This is a genomic window from Mesorhizobium sp. CO1-1-8 (assembly GCF_020164875.1).
Lineage (GTDB): Bacteria > Pseudomonadota > Alphaproteobacteria > Rhizobiales > Rhizobiaceae > Mesorhizobium.
On record NZ_JAIUGZ010000005.1, the window covers coordinates 124,888 to 150,266 of the forward strand.

22 protein-coding genes and 1 pseudogene are annotated in these 25,379 nt (G+C 58.7%); 10 read left to right on the top strand and 13 right to left on the bottom strand.

Annotation, left to right across the window (positions count from 1 at the left end; all coding sequences use genetic code 11):
* Positions 1-199: 199 nt before the first annotated feature.
* Both LB558_RS12175 and LB558_RS12180 read right to left on the bottom strand, forming a co-directional pair.
* Positions 200-1,045, bottom strand: coding sequence for a manganese catalase family protein (locus LB558_RS12175; protein WP_224697782.1), 846 nt, complete (start codon positions 1,043-1,045; stop codon positions 200-202).
* 174 nt (positions 1,046-1,219) lie between these two features.
* Positions 1,220-2,137, bottom strand: coding sequence for a hypothetical protein (locus tag LB558_RS12180; RefSeq protein ID WP_224697783.1), 918 nt, complete (start codon positions 2,135-2,137; stop codon positions 1,220-1,222).
* Between the two features lie 354 nt (positions 2,138-2,491).
* Here LB558_RS12180 and LB558_RS12185 point away from each other — a divergent pair, with 354 nt between their 5' ends.
* On the top strand, positions 2,492-3,664 hold the full coding sequence (locus tag LB558_RS12185) for a glycosyltransferase (RefSeq protein WP_224697784.1): 1,173 nt from the start codon (positions 2,492-2,494) through the stop codon (positions 3,662-3,664).
* 2 nt (positions 3,665-3,666) lie between these two features.
* Positions 3,667-4,809 (top strand): UDP-galactopyranose mutase, encoded by a 1,143-nt coding sequence (gene glf, locus LB558_RS12190; protein WP_224697785.1) that lies wholly within the window; start codon positions 3,667-3,669, stop codon positions 4,807-4,809.
* Between the two features lie 87 nt (positions 4,810-4,896).
* Here the strand turns inward: glf and LB558_RS12195 are convergent, their stop codons facing one another.
* The gene (locus LB558_RS12195) at positions 4,897-6,063 is read right to left on the bottom strand and encodes a beta-glucosidase (protein WP_224697786.1); all 1,167 of its coding nucleotides are present in this window, start codon (positions 6,061-6,063) and stop codon (positions 4,897-4,899) included.
* A 449-nt stretch (positions 6,064-6,512) separates the two neighbouring features.
* On the opposite strand from LB558_RS12195, the gene LB558_RS12200 reads away from it, so the two are divergent.
* Positions 6,513-6,893 (top strand): hypothetical protein, encoded by a 381-nt coding sequence (locus LB558_RS12200; RefSeq protein WP_224697787.1) that lies wholly within the window; start codon positions 6,513-6,515, stop codon positions 6,891-6,893.
* Positions 6,894-7,047: 154 nt separating this feature from the next.
* Here the strand turns inward: LB558_RS12200 and LB558_RS12205 are convergent, their stop codons facing one another.
* Positions 7,048-7,872 (bottom strand): Ku protein, encoded by an 825-nt coding sequence (locus LB558_RS12205; RefSeq protein WP_224697788.1) that lies wholly within the window; start codon positions 7,870-7,872, stop codon positions 7,048-7,050.
* Positions 7,873-9,042: 1,170 nt separating this feature from the next.
* Between LB558_RS12205 and LB558_RS12210 the strand changes: the two genes are divergently transcribed.
* From LB558_RS12210 to LB558_RS12220, 3 genes are read left to right on the top strand one after another with little or no spacing between them, the layout of a single operon-like run.
* Positions 9,043-9,759, top strand: coding sequence for a Crp/Fnr family transcriptional regulator (locus LB558_RS12210; RefSeq protein ID WP_318011636.1), 717 nt, complete (start codon positions 9,043-9,045; stop codon positions 9,757-9,759).
* 19 nt (positions 9,760-9,778) lie between these two features.
* Positions 9,779-10,015 carry a DUF6894 family protein gene (locus LB558_RS12215; protein WP_224697790.1) on the top strand — a complete coding sequence of 79 codons (237 nt, stop codon included), beginning with the start codon at positions 9,779-9,781 and terminating at the stop codon, positions 10,013-10,015.
* A gap of 57 nt (positions 10,016-10,072) precedes the next feature.
* On the top strand, positions 10,073-10,492 hold the full coding sequence (locus LB558_RS12220) for a hypothetical protein (RefSeq protein WP_224697791.1): 420 nt from the start codon (positions 10,073-10,075) through the stop codon (positions 10,490-10,492).
* A gap of 743 nt (positions 10,493-11,235) precedes the next feature.
* Here LB558_RS12220 and LB558_RS12230 read toward each other — a convergent pair.
* From LB558_RS12230 to LB558_RS12240, 3 genes are all read right to left on the bottom strand, one after another.
* On the bottom strand, positions 11,236-12,186 hold the full coding sequence (locus tag LB558_RS12230) for an NAD(P)/FAD-dependent oxidoreductase (protein WP_224697793.1): 951 nt from the start codon (positions 12,184-12,186) through the stop codon (positions 11,236-11,238).
* Positions 12,187-12,192: 6 nt separating this feature from the next.
* Positions 12,193-12,477 carry a DUF6894 family protein gene (locus LB558_RS12235; protein ID WP_224697794.1) on the bottom strand — a complete coding sequence of 95 codons (285 nt, stop codon included), beginning with the start codon at positions 12,475-12,477 and terminating at the stop codon, positions 12,193-12,195.
* A 111-nt stretch (positions 12,478-12,588) separates the two neighbouring features.
* Positions 12,589-12,837, bottom strand: a complete 249-nt coding sequence (locus LB558_RS12240; RefSeq protein ID WP_224697795.1) for a hypothetical protein — start codon at positions 12,835-12,837, stop codon at positions 12,589-12,591.
* 276 nt (positions 12,838-13,113) lie between these two features.
* On the opposite strand from LB558_RS12240, the gene LB558_RS12245 reads away from it, so the two are divergent.
* The 3 genes from LB558_RS12245 to LB558_RS12255 all read left to right on the top strand — a co-directional run bounded on the left by LB558_RS12245 (position 13,114) and on the right by LB558_RS12255 (position 18,042).
* Complete coding sequence (locus LB558_RS12245) at positions 13,114-16,260, top strand: GAF domain-containing protein (protein ID WP_224697796.1); 3,147 nt, start codon at positions 13,114-13,116, stop codon at positions 16,258-16,260.
* A gap of 122 nt (positions 16,261-16,382) precedes the next feature.
* Positions 16,383-16,709 carry a low affinity iron permease family protein gene (locus LB558_RS12250; RefSeq protein WP_224697797.1) on the top strand — a complete coding sequence of 109 codons (327 nt, stop codon included), beginning with the start codon at positions 16,383-16,385 and terminating at the stop codon, positions 16,707-16,709.
* Positions 16,654-18,042 (top strand): phospholipase D-like domain-containing protein, encoded by a 1,389-nt coding sequence (locus LB558_RS12255; RefSeq protein WP_224697798.1) that lies wholly within the window; start codon positions 16,654-16,656, stop codon positions 18,040-18,042. The genes LB558_RS12250 and LB558_RS12255 overlap by 56 nt, the downstream gene beginning before the upstream one ends.
* Positions 18,043-18,295: 253 nt before the next feature.
* Here LB558_RS12255 and LB558_RS12260 read toward each other — a convergent pair whose 3' ends face one another.
* The 4 genes from LB558_RS12260 to LB558_RS12275 all read right to left on the bottom strand — a co-directional run bounded on the left by LB558_RS12260 (position 18,296) and on the right by LB558_RS12275 (position 19,999).
* The gene (locus tag LB558_RS12260; RefSeq protein ID WP_224697799.1) at positions 18,296-18,502 is read right to left on the bottom strand and encodes a hypothetical protein; all 207 of its coding nucleotides are present in this window, start codon (positions 18,500-18,502) and stop codon (positions 18,296-18,298) included.
* Positions 18,503-18,505: 3 nt separating this feature from the next.
* Positions 18,506-18,706, bottom strand: a complete 201-nt coding sequence (locus LB558_RS12265) for a hypothetical protein (protein ID WP_224697800.1) — start codon at positions 18,704-18,706, stop codon at positions 18,506-18,508.
* Between the two features lie 578 nt (positions 18,707-19,284).
* Positions 19,285-19,578: a hypothetical protein gene (locus tag LB558_RS12270; RefSeq protein ID WP_224697801.1), complete on the bottom strand. Its 294-nt coding sequence runs from the start codon at positions 19,576-19,578 to the stop codon at positions 19,285-19,287.
* Between the two features lie 178 nt (positions 19,579-19,756).
* Complete coding sequence (locus LB558_RS12275; protein ID WP_224697802.1) at positions 19,757-19,999, bottom strand: hypothetical protein; 243 nt, start codon at positions 19,997-19,999, stop codon at positions 19,757-19,759.
* 661 nt (positions 20,000-20,660) lie between these two features.
* On the opposite strand from LB558_RS12275, the pseudogene LB558_RS12280 reads away from it, so the two are divergent.
* Positions 20,661-21,047 (top strand): annotated as a pseudogene (locus LB558_RS12280) (1,3-1,4-beta-glycanase); the annotation flags it as partial.
* Between the two features lie 730 nt (positions 21,048-21,777).
* Here the strand turns inward: LB558_RS12280 and LB558_RS12285 are convergent.
* Together LB558_RS12285 and LB558_RS12290 are read right to left on the bottom strand one after the other, a co-directional pair.
* Positions 21,778-22,068: a hypothetical protein gene (locus tag LB558_RS12285; RefSeq protein WP_224697803.1), complete on the bottom strand. Its 291-nt coding sequence runs from the start codon at positions 22,066-22,068 to the stop codon at positions 21,778-21,780.
* Between the two features lie 200 nt (positions 22,069-22,268).
* Complete coding sequence (locus tag LB558_RS12290) at positions 22,269-25,379, bottom strand: efflux RND transporter permease subunit (protein ID WP_224697804.1); 3,111 nt, start codon at positions 25,377-25,379, stop codon at positions 22,269-22,271.

Consider the following 25,379-nt stretch of genomic DNA (forward strand, 5'->3'; position numbering starts at 1 on the left):
CTTCGAGGAACCTGCGATGTTCCTTAAGTGAGAGCATTTATCTCAGGCGAAACGGAGAGCTTCGTCAGGCACGCACCAGTCACCAAGTTGCGCTATCGTACGCAGCGCCAGGTGCTCGTACGACCGGGTGCGCCCAACTCCGGGAGCCGCAAGCAGGAGACAGCCGAGTACCGGCTGCCCCTCGTATGGCTATCTTTGCCTATTCGGCGGCCCGCCTGTCGATCATCTGCTCGCTCTGGGCGCCGGAACTTGGCCGTGGTGACGAAAGCATGGGCTCCTCACCCATTGGCGCACCGGCGACCAGGGAGAACTCCCCCTTGCCGTCCATCGACGGTCCATCGCTCCAACGTCCCCGCGCTGGTTCGACACCTTCGACGAAGCAATTGATGAAGGCATAGGATACGTCCTGATACTCCTTCTCCTGCGGGAAGGAGTTGGGGACCGGCAGAGACGCGTTCAGTCCGCCCATGTCTTCGATGGCCGCGAGCCACTGCTGTTGGTGCATGGTGTCGCGCGCAATAAGGAAGGACAGCATGTCCTTCATGCCGGGATCGTTGGTCATGTTGTACAGGCGGGTAGCAAGTACGCGGCCGCTTCCTTCCGCGGTGACGTTTGCGACCATATCCGCGGCAAGATTGCCGCTGGCATAGACATGCGAAGCATTGAAGGGAACGCCGTTGGCGTTTTCAGGCAGTGCGGCCAAGCCGGTCGACAAGATATGGCGGAAGTTCATCCCGTTGAGGACCGAGCCGCCGACCGTGTCCGACGAGATGTCCTCCTGCAGCGAAAGGGGTGCACCTTCGAGATTGAGGGCGACCGCAGTCGCCAGCATTTCGATATGGCCGAGCTCCTCGGTCGCCGTGTTCAACAACAGGTCGCGGTATTTGGCCGGTCCGCGGCATCCCCATGCCTGGAAGAAATACTGCAAGGCGACGCGTATCTCGCCTTCTACTCCGCCTATGGCCTGCTGCAACGCGCGGGCGAAGACTGGATTCGGCGTTTCCACACGAACCGGGTACTGCAATTTCTTGTCGGTGTAATACATGGCTGGCTCCTGGTTTGAAGTCAGCCGAACCTCAGCTCGGACGCATTGTTCCGTAGGAGGAACATTTAATTCCGGCAGGCTTTCCGACGGAACGACACGAGCTACGGAAGCACATTGCGCAATGCGAGCCGTCCAGTCCGTCGACGCCGTCGGTGCCCAGTGACACCGGCCGGATCATGCGACCCTGGAAAGCAGGGCGACGTCGCATCTGGCCAGGCCATAACGCCACCGATGATCGGTCGTGGCGACCCGACTCTGGTAAAACAATGATAGTTGGCTGCCTTCGATCATCACCGTCGAGTGGCCGTTCTCTCCCGGCTGGCCTGGCTCCAGCACCGGGCCGATCGATACGTAAGGTCCAGCAACGTCATCAGCGATGGCGAAAAACACGCGCTGCCGGTTCCCGCGAAGCCCATTCGGCAGAAAACAAGTGGCATTGAGAAGCACCCGACCGTCCGGCAACTCGACCAACTGTGCGCCTTCTATGCCCCATTCATAGTCGGGGTCCTCTCTCGTATTGTGGTGAGGAACATCATTATGGTCCAGGATCTTGCCGATCCGCTTCCAGGGACCGAACCACGAGTCGGATTGGCTCCGTGCGAGGTAGATGTCGGGTTGCGGCACCCTCGTGAATTTTGGCATGGCGGAATAGACGAGGTAGCGCTTGCCGCCAACAACTGCGGGATGCGGATCGTAAATGCCATCTTCCTCCGTGTCCGGGATGGCGAGGATTGCCGGGCTAAGAACCACCCAATGGAACCCGTCATTCGAAACCGCATGCTCGCACCGGCCGCCAGACTTCATGAACTCGGTCTGGATGAACATATGAAAGACGCCGCTTTCGTGGATGACACCGGGAGCCGCAACACCACTCCCGTTGATAGGAAGTTCGATCGGCGGATGCTCGGTCCACGGTCCATAGAGATCGGGCGCCGTGGCGTGCAGGATCCTCCACGTTTCGGTGGTCACCGTGCCACTAGAGCCGAAGACGTGCCACAGACTGCCATCGAAGACAGGGCAAGGGTCTTTGAGATCATCCACGCTTTGCGGATGAAACAGCGGAAAAACATTGGTCGCAAAGTCGATCTTCATATCAGCCCCGGAATCCTGCCTGCCAAACCGAGTCGCCAGTCATGCAGGCGAATCAACGTGATGTTCTGCACATTTTATAACCAGCGACTTCAACGCAAATACGGCAGGTCCGTTCTCCACCGACATTCCCCGTCACTCACGCTTTCAAAGCCCGGCGACGCGGGGTGGCCGTTCTCGGCTCCGCGGAAATATCGTCGCATTCGTCATCCGAGCGGTGACTGAGAGCTCACTTCACCTTGGAACAACTCACGTGCTGGAAAGTTAGGAGCTGGCACCGAAGTCTATTTCTCCTCGACCCCCGATTAACAAATGTTAGTCGTAACATAAACGAAGATTACGGGAAGGAACATCTCAATGGAAGCAGCCTTGGGCAGGGTATCCGCCAGTAAACACGCTGGCAGGGAAAATCTACTGGTTTGCTTCTCCCACTTGCGATGGAATTTCGTTCATCAACGGCCGCAGCATATCCTCACCCTCGCATCCATGCAGCAGAGAGTGGTCTACTTTGAAGAGCCTGTTTTCGAAGAACTGCCACAGCCGCTAATGCGGACGAGCGAGGCGTCGCCAAACATTCTAATCGTGACACCAGTGCTTCCGCTCGGCGCGTCGGCCGCGAAATCAGATGCCGTGCAGCGGAGATTTGTTCAGCAGATCATAGCTTCTATGCCGCACAGCCGGCTGATCGCCTGGTATTATACGCCGATGGCTCTTCGCTTCACGGAGTTCCTCGACCCAGACATATGCGTCTACGACTGCATGGACGAACTCTCCGCATTCAAGAATGCGCCGCCCGAGTTGGGGCAGATGGAAAAGGCCCTGTTGCGCCGCGCCGATCTCGTTTTCACCGGTGGCCTGAGCCTGTTCGAGACCAAGCGTCATCTGCACCACGCGATCTTCCCTTTTCCGAGCAGCATCGATGTGAAGCACTTTCACACTGCGAGACGCTCAGGAAAGGAGCCAGGCGACCAGGCCGGCATTCCTCATCCCAAAGTCGGATATTTCGGCGTCATCGACGAGCGGCTGGACGTCGAACTCGTGGCGCAGGCGGCAGAGACCATGCCGGATGTGCATTTCGTCATGCTTGGCCCGGTGGTCAAGATCGAGCCCGCAACCCTGCCCAAAGCCGAAAACTTGCATTGGTTGGGCCCGAAAGCCTACTGTGACCTTCCCGACTATCTGCGGCATTGGGATGCCGGTTGGATGCCGTTTGCACTCAACGAAGCGACCCGGTTCATCAGCCCAACCAAGACGCCAGAGTTCCTGGCGGCGGGCCTGCCCGTAATCTCGACGGCAATCGTTGACGTTGTGCGCAGCTACGGCGCTGCTGGACTGGTGGAAATAGCCGACAGTGACGACTTGGAGAGCAAGCTGCGCTCCATTCTATTGCGACCTCGTGAGACGTTCCTGCCGCAAGTCGATGCCTATCTTGCCGACATGTCTTGGCAAAAGACATGGAGTGCCATGACCGCTCACATCGAGCGTGCCTATCGAGCCAAGAAGGTCATTCCACTCCGCAGGAGCGCATAGCCATGTTCGATTGGCTGATCGTCGGCGCGGGATTTGCCGGCAGCGTGCTTGCTGAAAGGATAGCCTCCCAGCGCCATGAAAGTGTTCTCCTGGTCGACCGCCGCAGCCATGTCGGCGGCAACGCCTATGATTGCTATAATGAAGCCGGCATCCTCATCCATCGTTACGGGCCACATATTTTTCACACCAACAGCCAGTCGATCGTGGACTACCTCTCGCAGTTCACTCAATGGCGCACATACGAGCATAGGGTTCTGGCGGCGGTGGATGGGAAACTGCTCCCCATCCCGATCAATCTCGACACGATAAACCGCCTCTATGGCCTCGAACTGAATTCCGCACAGTTGGAGGAGTTCTTCGCGTCGCGGCGCGAGACGGTAGAGGACGTGCGAACCGCCGAGGATGTTGTCGTAAGCACCGTGGGACGCGAACTCTACGAGAAATTCTTTCGTGGCTACACCAAAAAGCAATGGGGCGTCGATCCGAGCCAGTTGAGCAAATCGGTGACGGCACGAGTGCCGACCAGGACCAACCGCGATGACCGCTATTTCAGCGACAGCTTCCAGAAGATGCCTGCCGGCGGATACACGAGGATGTTCGAACGCATGCTCGATCATCCGAATATCAAGGTCATGTTGCAGACCGATTTCCGCGAAATTCGTGACGAGATACCATTCAACCGCCTGATCTATACCGGCCCGATCGACGAGTACTTCGGCTGGCAGCTTGGACGTCTTCCTTATCGCTCGCTCCGTTTTGAGCACGTCACCCTCGATCAAGAGCAGTTTCAGCCGGTTGCCGTGGTCAATTACCCTCAGACGGAAGATTACACCCGCATCACCGAGTACAAACATCTGACCAGCCAGCAGAACGCGCGGACCAGCCTGACCTACGAATATCCCACCGATATCGGGGACCCGTACTATCCGGTGCCGCGGGCCGAAAACGAAGAGCTCTACAAGCGCTACGAAGCGCTCGGCGCAACCTGTCCCGACGTGTGGTTTGTCGGCCGCCTGGCAACCTACCGCTACTACAACATGGATCAGGTGGTCGGGCAGGCCCTGGCCACCTTCGCCCGCATCCAAAAGAGCGTCCCGGAATGGCCGAGCGCGGGGAAGGCCTCGTTGGCCGAAGGGGTGCTGTAGCTCCCCACCTGGAGCTACTTGGGAGCATCGGCGTGGCAACGCGGCGCCGAAAGGAGCTGGCAACAGTCCCTCGTGCCGCTGATATATTTAACGCGTCGGGTTCGCCCGGAACAAAGTTTGCTGTCGGGCCAATTCGTCCGCGATAGGCTTGCGGACGTGTCGGCTGCCGTCCGCCTGGACGACCGAAAACAATCCCACCTCCGCATGCCGCGAATTGTCCCAGCCCGGATAGGCGGTTATCGGGTATAGGCAAATACCTTCGATCGGCGCTTCGAGACCGATTGCGGCACGCACTTCGTCGCAGACATAATGGAGCCAAGCCGCCCCGCCCGATCCTTCGGAGCCGGTCTCGGCGATGAACATCGGCTTGCCGTAGCGACGCGCGACCTCGATCAGCATCTCCGACAGGGCACGATACTCGTGATGTCCCATCGGGATCGTGGGCCCGTTTAAGTACCACTGATTGTGTGGGTAAAAATTCAGGCCGACGACATCGACAACATCTTCGCTGCCCCCCAACTCAGGTTCTGCCCGGCCCAGCAGCATGTCGTAAGCTTCGAACTGTCCAAGACGGGCATTTTCGGCCCGGCGCCGTTCAGTCCGCGTTCGGTCGCGAGGAGCAATGTGGATAAGCGGCTCGGCCCAGACAAATCTGCAAGCGGGATCGACCTCCCGCATCGCGCGAACGCCAGCTATTGCAGCTTTCACGAGGTGCCGCTTGAACCACCCCCGCTTCTTCGGGCCGACGCGCGGGAAATAGCCAACCTCAACAGCCCAGGCGAAAAACGAAATTTCGTTGATCGGACACAACAGAGGCGCCGTACCGGCGATTGTACGATGAACCCTCACAGCTTCCGCAGCGAACGAGGCATAGGCATCGATGAAATGCATCGACCCTTGATCAACGTGGTCTGGAGATCCGTAGTGGAAGATGTCCCAGATGACTTGGACACCTGCCGATTGCGCTGCTTCGACCATCGGCGTCCAGCTCGACCAGTCATAGGTTCCAGGAGCGGTTTCGATGAGGTGCCAGCGCAACCCGTCGCGGACGGTACGAAGACCGCGTTCGGCGCACCCGCGGTAGTCGCCCAGGGCATGCAAATAATGCGACGTCGCGCGGATGAGATCGAGGCGAACGCCGTCCTTGCGCCGGTGCGACGAGCACTCGAAGCCAGCCATGAAAAAACTGGCGAACGGTGACGTGCCCGCAATCGAAGTCACCTCATTGCCTTCGCTGTGTCCTGCTTCGCTCATGCCAAGTCTCCTTGGGCATTTGGGCTCAATCTCGGCTGTCGAATGCAGATCGGGAACCGGCAGCCGTCTCTCATCCGCCAGGCTGCACATTCGTCCAGTGCTTAACGGGATGGTTCCAAACCGGATGGTCGAGCCTTTGTTCCCGATCGAACCCACGGAGGGCAGACAGCAGCCAGGGAAGAAGCTGCGCAAGGCAAATCGGGGGCGAAGCCCATAGCCGTCATCGGATCGTCCCGCTCCGACGAAAGGCAGGGAACAGTACGTTCAAATTCGACTTTCCGACATCGATCATGCCAGGCGAGAGGACCGAAGCGACGTCGCCTGGAGTATCGCATGAGCCGCTCCGCCGATCTTTGCCTGTAAAGCCCGCCATCAGCTTCAAGCGGGAACATTGGTTGCCTCAACAAGTTTGATCGCCATAGCAATGGGCGCAGTGGGCGGGCGCACAGATGAGACATCTGGTCAAAGATATCCTGATCGAGATCGCTGAAATGCTTCCCGCCATCCCTCAAAAGGGCGAAAATTCGGCCGAAGCACTGCCCGTCCATGCGCCGAACTTCCCCCACGATCTGGAGCCGGTGATCCGGGCAGACCCTTCCTACCAAGTGCCATCGCAATGCACCGACGATCGGCATGAATCAGTTGCAGTCCCGAGCAAGCTGCAAGCTGTATGGAGGGATCTGGCGCCGGCTGTGTTGAACGCACCTTTCCCAGTCACGATAGATGAAGGCACGGTCAAGGCTCCCGCCTCCGACGGGCAGCATGCACGGCGTCGAGGGCCGGGCGAACCGCTTCAACGTTTGAGGCGTGAGGCTGGGCTCACGGCCTGAAGATCAGCGGCCGTTGGACCCTGCGCCTCTTCATCGCGCATTGCTTCGGCGCCGACATCAACTTTGCTCACACCCAGTTCCGTCGCTTCTAACCTAGCACTGCAATTGCGCTGGTCCTTTTGAGCAACGCAGCGATGGTGATCGCTATCTTTGACTATGCTGATTTGCGGCTCTTGGCCTTTGGCCGATCTTGGCCGATGCCTTCCTTGGCGAGGCTCTTTCGAAGAACTGAGGCCAAGTCCACCACGTTCTCCTTAGGTTTCGGCGCCGGTTTCGGGGGTTTTTTGCCCTTCCGCTTGGCGTCAATCATGGCAATCAACGCATCCTCGTAGGTGTCCTCGAATTTCGAAGGATCGAACTTCGTCACCTTCTTGTCGATGAGAAGCCCCGCGATTTCCAGCAAATCCGAGTCGTATTTTGGGCTTTTCACGTCATCGAAGACGGTGTCTTCCGATGTCATCTCATCATGGGTCCGTAGCTCGGTCAGCAACATCCCTTTTCCAAGGGGCTGTATCAACACCTCCCGCCCGCGCTGATAGAGTACGACGCAGGAGCGTGCCGCAACGCGCTTCTTGGCCATCGCATCGCGCAGGACGGCAAAGGCCTCCAGGGAGGCACCGTCTGCCGGGATCAAGTAGTATGGTTTCTCCAGAAAACGAGTGTCGATCTCGCCAACCGGAACAAAGGAATCGACGTCGAGTGTATGCTGCGACGTAAGCTTCAGTTTCTTTATCTCGTCCGGCTCGACGTGGATGAAATCACCCTTGTCTGCCTCATACCCTTTGATCTGTTCCTCGGCTTCGACCACATCGCCGGTCTCTTCATCGACATAGGCGGCTTTTACGGGTAAACCGTCCTTACGGTTCAAAATCTTGAAGTGGATCTTGGATGCCTCGCTTGTGGCACCAACTATCTTCACCCCGCATGACACGGAACCGACCCTCAGAAAGCCCTTCCACACCGCGCGTGGCGCCACCATGCCGTTTCTCCTAGACGTGGGTCTCGGCACAACGTCAAGCACACGGTTCTGTTCCGCAACGTGGGCAGTACTCCTCGCCAGGTCCAGGCATTGGTTCTCCCGGAGCCTAGCATGGCCGGCGCCATCCAGCCCGCCAGCTCCCAACTGGCGCTGGCGTCTTTTCACCCGATCGGCAGGAGCAGAGGTTGCCTTCACAAGCACACGCGGTGCTCAAGGGCGCTTCAAATGTTCTTGAACATGAGGTCTAATAAGGACGAAAAACCGCGTCGCGGCCTCAGGGCGAGCGTCAGCGTCGAAGCGAGACCTAGCCCTTGGACCGACCTTTCTTGAATGCTTGCGAAGCCTTGGCTTCGGCAGCAAGGCGTTGTTCTCGAAGTCGCGCGGTTTTTGTATCTCGCGCCTCTCTCTCGGCCGCGTTAGCAATCTTTGCCTCACGGTCTGCGCGTTCCAATCGGTCTTTGTCGACGCTTCGCCGGGACACATTGGCCTCCTACCACAAGACCGTTGAATTTACAGTTTGCTAAAATGTTCCCCGCAATACGGAATGGTTCATACAATGTGGCGGGCTTCCCGGCCCTTCCGGGGGGAACCACCAAAGCAAAGGCCCGCTACCGGGAGGCAGGGGCCTTGAGAGACAGGCAAGTTGGAGAACGGACGGCCCCAACAAGCTTCCTTTTCGTAATACTAATCAGCGCGGCCTTTAGTCAGTCGGCCCCGAGCTGACGGTCGATAAGCTGGGCGAAGCCGTCATCGACGACAGTCGCTCACGCTTTGTCAAAATGGGCTCCTGATAGATCTTCTTCATTCGATATCTCCCTTCGCCAATCGCATCCTGTGGCTTGTGCGGAATCCTGGCGGGCAACGGGGTTGGAGCAGCTGATTTAACGTCAACAATCATAGGTTAATGCGTGGCTCGGGCGGCTCCGTTATGGGTGCGGCATACTCACGTCGGGAGCTTGCCGCACACCAAGCGAGCAACAGAACTGAGCCCTCAACCCTCTGCCGCTGGGCACTTAGGCCCCGGCCAAGGTCCTGGGTGCGTTCGCGTCTTGAGTTCCCAACTGCCGACCATCAGTCCGGCGCCTCTTACGGCTACCCGGAACTTTTGAAGCGAATGCAAGTTCGATAACCAACATCAGTTAGGTAGCCAATTTGTCACCCACCTCATCCATGGATGTAGTTATTCGCAAGCTCCTGAGCATCTCGGATCTCCGAGGGGGCGATATCGATGTTTTGAAAGGCATCCAAATTCAGGAGAAGGATTTTCTGGCCAACTACGACTTGGTTCGTGAGGGTGACCGTCCTGTTAGTTCGTTCGTGGTTTTGGATGGCCTGCTCGGTTCCACCAAACTTACAGGCGACGGCAAACGGCAGATTACATCCTTCTTTGTGGCTGGGGATATTCCGGATTTGCACGGACTGCATCTGTCGGTCATGGATTGCAATTTTACGACCCTCACAGCAGCCAGACTGGGCTTCATGCGACATGACGCTCTTCGCGCCATTTGCGAACAGCATCCTCGAATCGCGACGGCTTTTTGGCGGTCGACCCTAATCGATGCAGCGATTTACAGGGAGTGGGTCACTAATGTGGGAAGACGCGAGGCATACACGCGCATGGCTCACATTTTGTGCGAACTGATTTTTCGCTTGCGCTCGGTTGGACGCATTCAGGATCACGTTGCGGATCTTCCCATTACCCAAGCAGCCCTGGGCGATGCATTGGGCTTGTCTACGGTCCACGTCAACCGAATGCTTCAGGAACTTCGGCGTAGAGGCCTCATCGCCACCACAGGATCAACAGTGCATGCTCTCGATTGGCTTGCCCTCACTCATGCAGGGGATTTCGACACGACCTACCTGCACCAAAGGAACCCTGCAGTTTAGTGGTGACGGAAGCTCTCGGATGGCACGATTTTTCTTTGATAGCGGGGATCACGATGTGGTCATCGAAGATGAAATCGGCATCGAATGTGCCGGTTTGGAGGAGGTCCGCCGCGCGGGCTTCGAGGGCCTCATCGACCTTACAAGAGACGCACTATCAGAGGTGGACGGGCAGCAAGTGTTTGTTGAAGTGCGGAACGAAAACGGCGAAAGGATTCTGAGGCTGAGCATCTCGCTTCAGATCAAGTTGATGAGGTGACGTGCGCACCGGACTTGCTGCGTCAGAAAGCTGCCGAGCGCCGGCACATCGAATGGCATGAGCGGCGAGGAAACCCGAACGCCGCGTGATCAGGCAGTCGTACCAAGATGCCGCCGCCATTTGCGACCGGCAGGCAAGCTCCGGTTCCCCACATGGAAGAAATCGGCAGGCACAGCAGAAGTCCAGGCCCGTCTCGTACTTGGCCCAATCCGACTGATAAGTGTCGCGTATTTTTTAATGCAGTTCTGGAACGCGCGCTCTCAGCGCTCGTTCATGTTGTCTCAGCAGTGGGTTGTCGAAGTGCAACGAAAAGCGAACGAAGCAAGCCGGGTAGCGAAAGGCCAGGAACTTGAGGTCGAACATCTGGTCGAACTCACGGACATTGCCCCCAAGCAGGCGCGAACGCTGCTTCGCAAGCATGGCGCCGATTGGCCGAAGCTCAAAGACGAGGCGGAAGCTCTGAAGAAGGAAGACTAATCGTCACCTGCCCAGCGGTTGGCGAGAAAGCTGTTCTAGCTCATCTTCATCCGTGATCCCCGCTTGGTAATAGGCCAGAATACGTGATGCGCGCCGTTCCCTCTCGGTTGCGGTTTCGTTTTTGATTTTGCTGCGTGCGAAGACGCGACTGAGTAGGGACAGTTCTGATGGTGTGAAGGCATCTCTATGCATCGCATCTCAACTCCCGTGCGCCACCAGTCTCGAGAGGGGCCGAGGCGGCTGAAGCTTTGGTTGCAGCCTCTGAAACCTGCCAGCAAGAGATCGCAGAACAGGTCGTCCGCGCGCTATAGAACGAGCGTTCCGCGCGTATTTCGGAGGCTAAACAAAATGGCGTCCGCTCGAGCCAGCAACGGCCTTTTACCGGCGTGATCTACCATACATCCGGAGCCCGCCCCGGACAAAGCCGAGACGGGCCGAAGCTGCTTCGGCAGCCTCAAGGCCCAGACAATGAGGGAGGATTGTAGGGCCTGCAACCAAACCTCGTACCAGCAGTGAATGTTCCGCGGCTGTATAAACTCTCGGTGCGGGTCATCTCCTGCGGTTACAGGCAGGACGCGGGCATCTCCATCCGGTCAAGGTTTATCCTGATCCCGGAAACCTCTTGGATCTGTATCATGACCCTTTCGGGGATCGACCTTCTCGGCCAGTTGCGGTAACTCCTTGTAGACCGAGTCGAGACGTCATACGCGCAAGGCAGCCACATCTCGATCAGCCGCGTGGTTTCATGTTCGTTGAGAAGACTGATCTGCAAATCCAGTCCACTCGGCGCTCTCCAACTCTCGATGGGCATGCGACGCGGCAATGGCAGCCTGTCCAAAAGCGACGGCTATCTGGTTCAACGCTTTGACAACATCGCCAATGGCGTACATGCCTTGGATGGAAGTCTGCTGATGCTCGTCGACCGTGACATAGCCGTCTTCACAACATCTCGCGCCAACGGCCTCGGCGAGTTGAGAACGTACCTTGCACCCCAGTGCCAGATATATGGCATCGAAGCGGGATGACGTCCCATCTTTCAAAATCGCCTCGCAGCCGTCTGCTGCCGGGCAGAGCGTATCGAGAGCGTCACCGATGATTATGCCTCTTGCCCTCGCCGCACGACGAGTGCTGGGCGAAAAGGCGGATGCGTCGCTTCCAAGCATCGTTATGAGCGGTGTAAATCGACTGAGGAAAATGGCCTCTTTCAAGGCTTTCTCGTCGTGCCCGACGACCGCAATCTTCTGGTCGATCGCCTCATACCCGTCGCATACCGGGCAGACTCGAATGACACCTGCGGCAATTGCCTCGCGCAGACGCGGAATAACGGGTGTCGTGTCGGTGATCCCTGTCGCCAAAAACACCTTGCGTGTCCGGATTGCGCCGATCGAGGTCTCAGTGACGAACCCCCCATAGGCAGGGGTGAGGGAATAGACCAGCCCTCCAACCAGAGTGGCTCCATACAAGGTGGCGTGACGTCGAAGGCGATCCAGAATATCGGCTCCACTTATTCCTTCGGGAAAGCCAGGACAGTTATGGCTCGTTGGGATCAAGGCGGCACGAGGATCGCCGGCATCGATCACCAGCACGCGATGGCGAAAACGGGCAAGATATTGAGCGGCGGTCAGTCCCGCCGGCCCGCCTCCAACGATCAGGACATCTTCGGTCTCGGCGGTTGATGGGGACAGCGTAGACACCAAGCTTCAGCCCGACCGCAAAACGCCAGGCTCTTCTGTTTCCTTGAACTCTTCCGTGTCCTTGGGCGCGGCGACCAGATCCCGGAACTCGAGAGTGGCGACGAGATAGCCTGCCTCATCATAAACCTTCGTCACCCAACTGGTCGGGTCCACGCCATCGACAATTCCGTCGAGCATGGCCTCCTTGGCAGCGCGCTTCGCTTCTCTGACAGCCTCATCTCGATCAGCCATATCGGCGAAGATTGCAGGCTGCGACATGCCTTCGATAAACTCGAAGCGAAATTTCGGCATCGGTCGCTCCAGTCGTTGTGCCAGCGCATCGGACATTTCTGGCAGGTTTGACGCTCAACGCGGCGGTGTCGAAAAGGATGCAACGGGTGGTGTTCGCATGACCATCTACCGTCAGGCAGCGTTGCTGCCTCCCATCTCCCAATCGTTACGCCAACGTGCGCGCACGGCAATCATCAGCGTGGCCGCTTCCGTCATTCCTGTTTGGAACAGCCTGATCAGCTCTCTTGCGACGGCATAGGCCGCCGCCGTGTCAGGCGAAATAGCAAATTCCTGGCACAGCGCGTCAAATGCCGCGCGAAGGATGTTCAGGTCACTGGGGTAGAGAGCTTCCGTATTCGTCCGGGTTGGTCGGCTAAGCATCAGGCGCTCCTATTCGGCTAGTGGGATTGCTCCCAAGCAGCGGAGCCCGTTACATAGCCGCTGACGATGCTTTATGCGGCACAGCCGAGCAGGTGTCATTAAACTATGATGCACTGCGCATCGTGCGTCCGTTGAGGGCGCATATGCCTTCGCCGATCGCGACGCAAGTTTCTTCGCAAATGCGTCGGCGGCTTAGCCCCGACCTATTGTTCGGCGCCTGGAACTCTTCGCGGCTGACCGCATTATCTAGTCCGACTGAACCGGGGGCGACATGGAGTGACGTCACGCGATCGCTTGTCTGAAGTGGAGCGCTTCGAGCTTTTGGCGGGGTTGGGTGACAGGATTCGGGAGATCGATGATCCTGCCGAACTGGCATTCGCGGCAGCGGAATTGCTTGGTAAGCATTTTGGCATCAGTCGAGCCGGATATGGCACGATCGATCTCGAGAAAGAAACGATAGTCATCGACAGAGACTGGAACGCGCCGGGAATCCGAAGTCTGGCCGGAACTCTGAATTTCAGGGACTACGGTTCCTATGTCGATGATTTGAAACGAGGCGAGACGGTCGTCTTCGAGAATGCCGAGACAGACCCGCGAACCCACGACCATGCCGAGGCTCTCAAAGCTATCAGCGCTCAATCCGTCATCAACATGCCGGTCACAGAGCACGGCGGGTTGGTCGCGTTATTGTACCTCAATCACTCCGAGCCAAGACACTGGACGCCAGCCGAGGTTGCTCTGATTTCGGAAGTGGCTGACCGGACGCGGACAGCAATTGAACGGCTTCGTGCGGAGAAGGCCCTGCGTGAAAACGCCGAGCGCCTGGCCTTTCTGGACCGCCTCGGCAGAGAGATCTCCCCGGCGACAGATGCCGACGCTGTCATGGAGGTCACCACCCGTCTACTCGGCGAACATCTTGGCGTTTCGATTTGCGCCTACGCCGACATGGAGCCGGACCAGGACCACTTCACCATTCGCGGCGACTGGAGCGCTCCTGGCTCGCCTAGCATCAGGGGATACTACAGTCTTGCCGATTTCGGTCGTCTCGCTGTTAACAATCTGAGCGCCAATCGGCCGCTCGTCATCAACAACAATCTCGAGGAAATTGCACCCGCGGAAGCAAAGACCTTTCAGGATATCGGCATAACGGCAACGATCTGCATGCCCTTGGTCAAGCAAGGCCGTCTGGCTGCGCTAATGGCCGTTCACGACAAGCAGCGCCGCGTCTGGTCGCAGCGCGAACTGTCCTTGCTGACGGAGGTGACGGAGCGGTCATGGGCCCACATCGAGCGCGTCCGCTCGGAACAGGCTGCCCGGGCCAGCGAGGAGCGGCTAAGGCTAGCGACCGATGCGGCCGCTATCGGAACGTGGGACTATGATCCCATCACAAGGGCGCTGCGTTGGGACGACCGATGCAAAGCTCTCTTCGGCCTGCCAGCTGAGGCGGAGGTGACATATGAGAGCGCGTTCTTGGCGGGTCTCCATCCGGAAGACCGTGAACGGGCGGATGAGGCCGTACGTCAGGCCCTCGCGCCGGGCGAGTCTTCCCGTTACGACATCGAATATCGGACGGTCGGGCTGCGCGATGGAAAGGAGCGTTGGATAGCTGCAACGGGCGAATCTCTTTTCCGGTCCGGACGCGCGGTGCGTTTCATCGGCACCGTCATGGATATTACCGCGCGAAAGCGGGTGGAGAACCAGCTTCAGATGATGAATGCGACTGCCGCCGCCGTGGCAGCCGAGCTGGACGTGGACCGCATTGTCCAGATTGTCACCGACGCTGGCGTCGCACTGTCAGGCGCGCAATTCGGAGCTTTTTTCTACAATGTCCTCGATGACAAAGGCGATAGCTATATGCTCTACGCGCTGTCGGGAGCGCCACGCTCCGCTTTCGAAAACTTCCCCATGCCACGCAACACGGCGGTGTTCGAGCCTACTTTTCGCGGGACCGGGGTGGTGCGTTCCGATGATATCCTCATGGATCCGCGCTATGGAAAAAATCCGCCGAGGAAGGGAATGCCGGAAGGCCATCTTCCCGTGCGATCATATCTTGCCGTGCCGGTCATTTCGCGATCGGGCGAAGTGCTGGGTGGCCTGTTCTTCGGACATTCCGGTCGCGGTGTCTTTGCCGCAGAGCATGAGACAGCCTTGCTGGGGCTAGCCGGCCATGCCGCCACGGCAATCGACAACTCCCGACTGTTCAAAGCGCTGCAGACACTCAATGCCACACTTGAGCAACGTGTGGCAGAGGAAGTTGCCGAACGCATCCGAGCAGAAGAGCACCTGCGCCAGGCGCAGAAGATGGAGGCCGTGGGACAGCTTACCGGTGGCATCGCCCACGACTTCAACAATATGCTGGCTGTCATCATTGGCGGTTTGAATCTTGTGCAGCGCAAGCTCAGAAACGGCGACACGAACGTCAACCACTTCGTCACCGGTGCAATCGATGGAGCACAACGCGCTGCGGAACTTACCAAGCGGCTGCTTGCCTTCTCCCGCCAGCAGCCCTTGGCACCGACGCGCCTGAACCCTAATCGACTCGTCTCCGGCATGAGCGAACTGCTGAGCCGAACACTCGGAGAGACCATAGCAATCGAGACGGTGCTCGCCGCTGCGCTGTGGCATGTCGAGGCCGATGCAGGGCAATTGGAAAGCGCATTGCTCAACCTTTGCGTCAACGCACGCGACGCCATGCCCGCCGGCGGAAAGCTGACGATTGAAACGTCTAACGCCCACATTGACGACCGGTACGCGAGAGAAAACGCAATCTCCTCGGGCCAGTATGTGATGATAGCGGTCACCGATACCGGAACGGGCATGACTGCGGACGTGCTGGCAAGAGCCTTCGATCCGTTCTTCACCACAAAGGGGGTCGGCAAGGGTACCGGGTTGGGACTTAGTCAAGTATATGGATTTGTTCGTCAGTCCGGCGGCAGCGTCAAGATCTATTCCGAAGTCGGGGTCGGAACCACCTTGAAGATTTATCTACGCCGGTCGCATGGCGGCGTTCCTGACAGCCCGGGCGCCACCTTGGCGGGCGAGCACCCAGGACGTTCAGACGAGGTCATCATGATCGTCGAGGATGAAGATCGTGTCCGCCTGATGGCCGCAGAAGCGCTGCGTGAACTGGGCTATTCCGTGCTGGAAATGTCGGGGCCACGAGACGCACTTGCCGCCGTCGAGAGCGGGCAAGTGCCTTCGCTTCTGTTCACCGATGTGGTCATGCCGGAAATGTCAGGCAGCGAACTGGTGGACAAACTCAGAACATCGCACCCGTCCCTAAAGGTGCTCTACACCACCGGCTACGCGCGAAACGCGATTGTTCACAATGGCACGCTCGATTTTGGGACGGAGCTTTTGACCAAACCCTACACGATCGACGAGTTGGCCGAGAAGGTCCGAAAGGTGCTCGATCGAAAGTAAAGATCGCCCAGAGGCGGTGTACTCAAGCGGCCGACCCATAAGCCACTGTACCGTTACCTAGGCCACGACGGGCCGGTATGACGCCTCGCGGGAACCAGGGGCACTGCCGCGAGTTCTTTGGAATGGCAAATCATCCGATCACGAGCGCCCTTACCTCAATCGGAACACTGACTGCCCGTCCCGCTGCGTTCCTGGTGTTGCTGGCCTATGCAATCCTTTGGATGATTTTCGAGCGACAGAGCTTGGATTGGCATGGAGCCGCTACATTGTTTACTTGGGCGATGACGCTGTTCATCCAGCGCGCGGAGCACCGCGACACTCAAGCAATCCACGCCAAGCTTGACGAGATTCTGCGGTCAGATCAGGCGGCTTCAAACATCACGCGGATCGACGATGAAGAGCCCGAGGAGATCGAAAAACATCGCCATCGCCTGCAGCGGGGCGATTGACGTGCAGCCTTTTGGTTCCGTTGCTTCAGGCGCCCGCAAGAAGACCTCCGGCATTGAGCTTTGGCGAAAGGTGCTCATCTATCTGGCCGTTGCCACCATCGCCAGCCTGCTCACGGTGCTGATCATAAATCTCATTCCAGAGCCGCGCGTTCTACGATCAATCGTCCCCCACCGGTTCGACGCTACGGATCCCCAATTTTCCAAGACGATGAGCAGCTATTCGCAGGGGCAGATGTTCGGTTCCAATGCGGTCCAAACTCTCCTCAACGGGGACGAAATATTTCCGTCAATGCTGCAAGCAATCGGGGCGGCTCGGTCCAGCGTCGACATGGAGACATATATTTATTGGTCAGGAGCCATCGGCTACGAGTTCGCGATCGCATTGGCGGCGAAGGCCAGCGAAGGCGTTGAAGTCCGCGTGAACGTCGACTGGGTTGGCAGCCTTCCCTTCGACGAGGACTTGATCCACATCATGACCACGGCCGGTGTGAGGTTCGAACGCTATCGGCCGCTACGCTGGTATACGTTGGACCGTGTAAACAACCGCACGCATCGCAAGCTGCTGATCGTCGATGGCCGGGTCGCTTTCACTGGCGGGGTCGGCATTGCCGATAATTGGCGCGGGAACGCACGCAACTCAAATGAATGGCGCGACACGCATTACCGGATCGAAGGACCCGCCGTGGCCGCATTCCAGGCGGCGTTCGCCGAAAACTGGCTCGAGACGACCGGCGAGACATTGCAGGGCGGGAAATTCTACCCCGCAGTTGCGCCCGCTGGTGAGCTCGATGCCCAGCTAATACTTTCTTCGCAGCCAAACGGCTCGGAGAACATGGAGCTGATGATGTTGTCGGCAATAGCCGCGGCCAAGGATCATCTGCGTATCGGCATGGCCTACTTCGTGCCGGACGACATAGCCCTGCAGCAGATTCTTGATGCAAGGAGGCGAGGCGTCTCGGTCGATGTCATCGTTCCCAATTGGCTGACGGATGTGCCTATAGTGCGAAAGGGTTCACGTTACTTCTGGGGCGAATTGCTCAAGGCCGGGGTGCGCATCTTTGAGTTTCAGCCCACAATGTACCATCCGAAGCTTTTGATCGTCGACGACGTCTGGGTGAGCTTTGGCTCGGCTAATTTGGATGAGCGTTCCTTGCGCCTCAACGATGAGGCCAGTCTGAATGTCTACGGCTTGGAATTCGCGCGGACGCAAATAGACGTTTTCAACGAGGACCTGAAGCGATCAAGGCAGGTCAGTCTGGAAGAATGGCAAGCGCGTCCGGTAAGCGAAAAGGTCACCGACTACTTTGCGAGCAGGTTTCGCTCCCAGCTTTAATAATGGCGAGGATCGGAGATGCAAAGTCCCCGCGATTGCTCGCCATTGGTATTGATAGACGCTCTCGGTCCAAGTTAAACGCCCCGCGCCGTGGATCGTGGAATGAGGGTAAGAACGACGACCTACCTCCTGGACTGGCCGTTTCTCAGCCTTGCTGGAGTCGCGGAAGCCTCCCCTCCGAGCGGCGCTCGCCGCCGGGACTGGTCACGTTTCTTCCAAGTGTTCTGCAAGGATGTGGAGAGCCTAAATCACCTCACGGCTTCTTTTTTGAGAGCTTGGTTGGGTTGCGATGAGTTTGCGGCTGCGGCGGCGACGACTCCACCGGACGCTGTGCAAGCCTTGCCTGTCGCAGCCGCGCCGTCTTCTCGGCGCGTTGTGCGCGTTCAGCGTCCAGCATCTCTTGGCTGATACGCTTGGCGCGGTCGTATCTTTCCTTGTCGTGATTGCGAGTCACGGACACCCCCTAGCCAGCAACAAAAATCCTGCGAATTTTTTTGGTGATACGCGGCTTGCGTTGGATGGGACCGGGCGTGATGGCTTGTGCGAGGCGCGCTTCCTTCAACCGCGCCGTCTTGGCCGCGCGCTCAGCACGTTCCTTGTCGACAATGATTGCTGCAACTGATGTGGTCTTCTCGTTGCGACCGTCATCATTGGTCCGCGGCATCTCAGCGCCTCGCCCTGATTCTTGTCGCCCGCAGTGCCATTTTGCACCTGCGTCCCGCCCTAAACTGGTCTGTCGCCCCTTTGAGTGAGATTTCGGTTGCATGTGCCGGTTTCTCACCCGGCTGGTGGTTGTCGTTGGCAGCTTGTGTCATGGCCATCTCGGTTCTCCTATGGAGCCGAACTTCGATATGACACAAGTGTTCCAAGGCAACTCGCAAGCTGCTGGGCTATTTTCGATGTAAGGGAACGCGCGGATACTCGGGCGTGTGATCGGAGCATTGTGATGGGGGGCCGTAGCTGGAACTATCCGAGCGCAGATAGCGTCGGCGCCTGCAAGCGCATTAGCTCGATATTGTAGGAAATCGGGCGTTAGGCCGTTGAACCATTACCGGGTGTGTCAACCTTATAGGCAGCCGCATGTCCAAACGAGGAGCATGGTTCCAACCGCATACGGGACCAGAAGCAAACCTATCGTCACCCAGAAAGCCGGCTCTGCCAAGGCGGCCATGTCCTTGCGAAACTGCTCCATAAGGCTACCCCGGTAACTTCGGCAAACGAATAGAGCGAATCCGGTAAAGCCTACGGCCCGCTTTTGGCATCTTCGACCTCCAGCGCGTCCATGAGAGCTGCCACATCGCTGGGTTCGCCATCGGCGTCACCATGCACGCCAGTTCGGGCGTTCTTTAGCGCTTGCTCGATCGCAGCTTCAATGTTTCCGAGTTCGTCCTCACGCACCTCGCGACCATAACCGGCCGCTTCGGCATCCTGCTCGAATTGCTGGGCCAGCACGGCGAAGCTCACTTCCTCTTTGCCACCAAGAGTGCCGACATTCTCCTGCAGCCAAGTTTCAAAAAATTCTTTGGTCACGTTCATCAGATAACTCCTCCGCCGGATTAAGCGCGGCGGGCATCCGAGGTTCCGCCATTCCGTCACTTTCCCAATCAGCAAGGGGTTATGGTCATGATCGGCTTGGCTGATGACCCCAATAATTCGTCTGCGCGGGGCTGGCTTCAGCGGTCCCCATCCGCGCATCGGGAGCAATAGAGCTAGTCTATGCCGACATTCCGGATTGTATCACCTCATCGGCCGACCCGTCGGACATCGCTGCACTGTTGATCTGGCCCACCCCAAACTGAGCGACCTGGATCATCATAGCCTTGGCCTTTGCAATGAGTTCGTCGTCGGGAAGTATATGCCCGGCCTGCAGGGTGACTGTAATAGTCTCGCCTCCCTCTCCGCGGAATTCCACGACCGGAGTCCCGTCCCGGCTGACGACAATTTCCATCATCTGCATAAGAACCTCCTCGTCGCTTCGACTATGGCGGCCAGCCGAAACTCAACGCACGGCCGTCTAATCCTTGACATAAGCCCCAGGCTGACGACCGCCTCTGGGCGCCTTGGCGTCTTTCGAGCGCTCGGCGATCGCAGGGCCTGCTCCGGAGATTTTCTCTGCGGCCGGTGAAGGTGTCGCCGGCTTTGGCGGGGTCCTGCCGCCCGATTTTTCGGGGCGGGGTGATATACCAGCTGAAGAATTGTCTGAAGAAGTCATGGCTCATTCCCTTGGTTGCGAAACTCCATCACCAACCTGCGAAACGTCGTGACGTTCCATTGCAACCCGTTCGTAAACAATATCTCCGCTGATGAACCTGAGGCCCCGCTGGGGCATCAGCAACGGGTTGATTTCGCCAGACGGACGGTAAATGCCAGCCCCTCGGGCAAGACACAGCTTAGCCTGACACATGGCAGCGCGGCAGAAGAATACGAGCCGACTTCATTGTGGTTTGAGTGCGCCGCCGGAAACACGCTCAAATTGCCTCCGACGGCCTGAGGTACGCGTCCGGCCCCTCCGCATTTACCCTTTGGTAACCCTCCTAAGTTGGAAGACAAAACGTATCGGCTCGTTTTGCCTTCCATCGTGTTAGGGCTTGGAGCAAACCATCGGAGCTGTGAGCAAAATGGCGACCGTAACCAATGCCAAGGGCGTTCCGCTCCCCTATAGTGGGTCTTCCGCAAAGTGGTACTCGGCGACGAATTCGGGCCCGGCCCTCTACGGCAGCATCTATAACGATTCGCTGTATGGCGACGGCAGCTTCAGCGTCACGATGTATGGCGGCAAGGGCGACGATATTTACTACCTGTACTCCGCGAAAAATAAAGCGGTGGAGATGCCCAACGAGGGTATCGATACGATCTCGACCTGGATGAGCTACAGGCTGCCGGCGAATTTTGAGAATCTGACGGTCACAGGCGATAAACAATATGCGTTCGGAAACGCTTTGAACAATATCATTGTCGGCGGTTCCGGCCAGCAGACGCTCGACGGCTTGAAGGGCGACGATGTTCCGGCAAGCGTTAAATCTTGTCGTAAGGCTGGAACCTGCTTCTGAAATCGAAGTTGGGCTTGCAGCTTGGCTTCCAACCCCGGGCCAGGTCTCGAAAGCAAGGCCCGCCGCTGCAGTTGTGTCCTCAGCGGCGGGCCACTTCGTTTACTGCCAACGCTACATATCCGGCACAACTATTTTCGCGTCAAACGCTCCACGGACTCAATGACGGCCTTCGCCAGCGCTCGGACTAGCTTCAATGCGGCGCGTTCGCCAGTTTTTCGGTTGCCACAGGGGCATCGGTTCCAGGTATCAAAAGGGAGGTCGGCACGATCAAGTTACCAAGCACCGGTGACGGTGAGCGTGCCGACCAATCTGGGCACAAAGGTGGGCTAAGTGACCAGGCCTACAAGCTACTGGCAGAATGAAAGCGCAGCAATTACTCCCGATGGCCTAGACTGCCGTCAGGCCATTCCGCGATAGCACCATAGGCATTAGAGCCGGTTGTATATTAGCTTGTGCTTGCGGCGGCCCACCCCCCGCCCGCCCGGCCGGCGCCTAACATCCCAACAAACCGCCACAGGGCCGGCCACCCTCGCACCGGTCACTTCCCCGAGATGTGCACTGTTGAGGGATGCGTCGTCGCGTCGAGGGCTCATGGCTTCGCCTCCCGGATCGCTTGCAGGGTCGCATGGCGTAGTTTGTGCTCGCGCTTGACGATCTTCACGCGGCCCAGCCAGCTGCATCCACGTCAGTGCCGTGGACGTGTATCGTATCGAGCCTCCCGCAATACGATCGGCCTACCCCAGTTCTCCTGCATGGCGGCGACAATCATGTCGTGCATGCGCCTTTCCTTGATCAGTGTCGTCTTGGTGTGGCGGTGAACTGCGGTCAGGAGCCGGTCGAGTTTCTCGGAGGCCGGCGCGTTCATGCGTGCGATCGTAAAGGCGATCTCAGCGACCCCGTTCATGACCCGCCTGCAGATGGCTTCGTTGATCGCACCCCTCGAGGGGAAGAAACGGTAGACGTTGGCCGTGCTCATGCCTCCGCCACTTCAAGGATGCGTGCACGCACCTCGTCGGGATCAGTTCACGTTCGGACCGGACGATTCATGATGTCTTTCAGAACCGATGAAGCGAACCTGCGGCGTTCGCGTTGACGATCACAGCGACAAGTTCTTGCGGTTGACCTTGGGTATGCGAGGCAAGGTCAACCGCATGAACAGGCTCCGGCGACGAAGCCCTACTCGGCCGCCATCGCTGGTTGCAATTCCGGTTCCTTAATCGAATCCTTATCGGTCTCGTCCGCAGCCGGCTTGATCCGGAACCACGCGACGTAGAGCGCTGGAAGGAACAGCAGGATCAGCACCGTGCCGGCCGCCGTGCCGCCGATCAGCGTATAGGCCATCGAACCCCAGAAGACGGAGTGCGTGAGGGGGATGAAAGCCAGCACGGCGGCAAGTGCGGTCAGGATCACGGGCCTTGTGCGTTGCACCGTGGCCTCGATGACGGCGTGATAGTCGTCAAGGCCGGCGGCACGGTTCTCCTTGATCTGTTCGGTCAGGATCAGCGTGTTGCGCATCAGGATGCCCGCCAGTCCTATCAGGCCCAGGATGGCGTTGAATCCGAAGGGCTGGTTGAAGGCCAGCAACATCGGTACGACGCCAACGAGGCCGAGCGGTGCCGTCAGCATGACCATCGCCATCGTCGAGAAGGATCGCACCTGCAGTATGATGACGATCAGCATGGCGGCGAGCATGGCCGGGAAGACCTTGCCCAGCGCTGTGTTGGCCTTGGTTGCCTCCTCGATCGATCCTCCCATTTCGATGCGGTAGCCGGCAGGCAGGGATTTAATCAGCGGCTGAAGGGCCGTCATGATCTGCTTGGAAACTTCTGGAGGCTGGGTCGCCTCATTGATATCCGAGCGGATCGTGATGACGGGTGTGCGATCGCGGCGTTTCAAGATCGGTTCTTCCAGACGGACTTCCGAGTGCCCGATCTGGTCGAGTGGAATCTGGCGGCCGTCCCGGCTCATCAGCGAGAAATCGGCCAGACGCGATGGATCCAGTCGCTCGCCGCCGGCGCTGCGTGCCACGATTGGGACATTGCGGATGTCCTCGCGGACCTGCGTGACCGGGATGCCGGTGAGGAGGAACTGGAGCTGCTGGGCCACCTCCGCCGGCGACAGGCCGATGAGGTTCAGTCGATCCTGATCCGGGATGAAGCGCAGTACCGGCGTGCGATTACCCCAGTCGCGATTGGCCTGCCGCACGTCCGGCACGCCGCGCATCACGTCGAGGGCTTTTTCAGAGATGGCGTACAATTGCGCGGGATCAGGCCCCATGACCCGGAACTCGACCGGGAACGGCGTGTAGGGTCCGAACACGAGTTGCGTAACGCGGATGTTCGCTTCGGGGGCAAGCCCTGTCGCAACCGCTTCACGCAGCCGGTGCTTCAAGGCCTCGCGCGCCTCCGCGTCTGGTGTCAGCACGACGATTTTGGCGAAGGCTGGATCCGGCAGTTCCGGCGCCATGGCGAAGAAAAAACGGGGTGCGCCCTGCCCGACGTAGCTGGTCACGATCTTGGCCTCGGGTTGGCCGCCAAGCCAGTGTTCCAGCTTTTCGACCGTGGCGGTCGTCGTCTCGATGCTGGTGCCTTCCGGCAGGCGAACTTCGACCAGCACTTCGGGACGGTCGGATGTCGGGAAGAACTGCTGTTTGAGGCTGCCCATGCCGACAACCGAAAGCGCGAAGACGATGCCGACGGCAGCGCAGGTCACGAACTTGTGCCGCACGGCAAAGGTGATGAGCCGGCGAAGGCGCCGATAGTTCGGCGTATCGTATATGGCGTGGACGCCGCCTTCGACCGGTTTGATCGCGGGCAGCATCTTGACGCCCATATACGGGGTGAAGAAAACGGCGACGACCCAGGAGACGATGAGGGCGAACCCCACGACCCAGAAGATGTTTCCGGCGTATTCGCCGGCCGTCGAGCGCGCGAAGCCCACCGGCAGGAACCCGGCGATCGTCACGAGCGTGCCCGACAGCATGGGCGTCGCGGTATGGCTCCAGGCATACGCCGCCGCCTTGATGCGGTCCATGCCCTCTTCCATCTTCACCACCATCACCTCGATGGCGATGATCGCGTCGTCCACGAGAAGGCCGAGCGCCAGGATGAGGGCGCCGAGCGTGATGCGGTCGAAGAACCGACCGGTTTCGAGCATGATGAGGAACACGACGGCGAGCGTCAGAGGAACGGCGGCGGCCACGACGATGCCGACACGCCAACCCATGCTGATCAGCGCGATCAGCAGCACCACGCCAAGCGCCATCGCGAATTTGAGCATGAACTCGTTCACCGACGAGCCGATGTTCACGGCTTGGTCGCTGACCTTGGCCAGCGTCATCCCGAGCGGCAGCGTCTGTGCGATAGAAGCGGATTTCTCCTCCAGCGCCTTGCCAAGTTCAAGGCCATTCCAGCCCTCCTGCATCACCGCCGCGAGCATGATGGTCGGCTCACCCTCGTGACGGATGATGTAGGTGGCAGGATCCTCGTAGCCGCGCCGGACCTCGGCGATGTCGGAGAGCTTCAGCGTCCGTCCCGCGGCGACGATCGGCGTGTCGGCGATCGTCTGGACACTGTCATAGGCGCCGTCGACCCGGATGAAGACCTGCGGCCCCTCTGTGTCGATCGAGCCGGCCGGTGTGACGGTGTTCTGCCGCTGCAAGGCGGCGACGATATCCTGCGCCGACACGCCGAGGGTTGCCAGCTTGGCATAGGAAAACCCGACGAATATCTGCTCGGGACGTTCGCCAAGGATGTTGATCTTCTTGACGCCAGGCACGTGCAGAAGGTCCTGGCGAATGGTCTCGGCTTGCCTGGCGAGTTCCCGCATCGGCAAGCCCTTCGCCTTGAGGGCGTAAAGAGCGAAACTCACATCGGAATATTCGTCGTTGACGAAGGGGCCGAGCACGCCGGGCGGTAGATTGCGGGCTTCATCCCCGAGTTTCTTGCGGGCCTGATAAAACTCCTCCTGTACGCTGGATGGCGGTGCGCTGTCCTTCAGCGTGACCGTCAAATAGGCATAGCCTGGCCGTGTTGTCGTCTCCACCCGGTCGTACCAGGTCAGTTCCTGAAGTCGCTTCTCCAACGGTTCGGCGACGAGGTCCTGCATCTCGCGCGCCGTCGCGCCTGGCCATACCGTCGTGACCGTCAGGGTCTTGATGGTGAAGTTGGGATCCTCCGCCCGTCCAAGCATGAGGAAAGCGTAGGCGCCGGCGGCGACGAGCAGAATAATGAAGAAAAGGGTGACGGCTCGCTCGCGAACGGCGATCGCGGAAAGATTGAGGTTCAT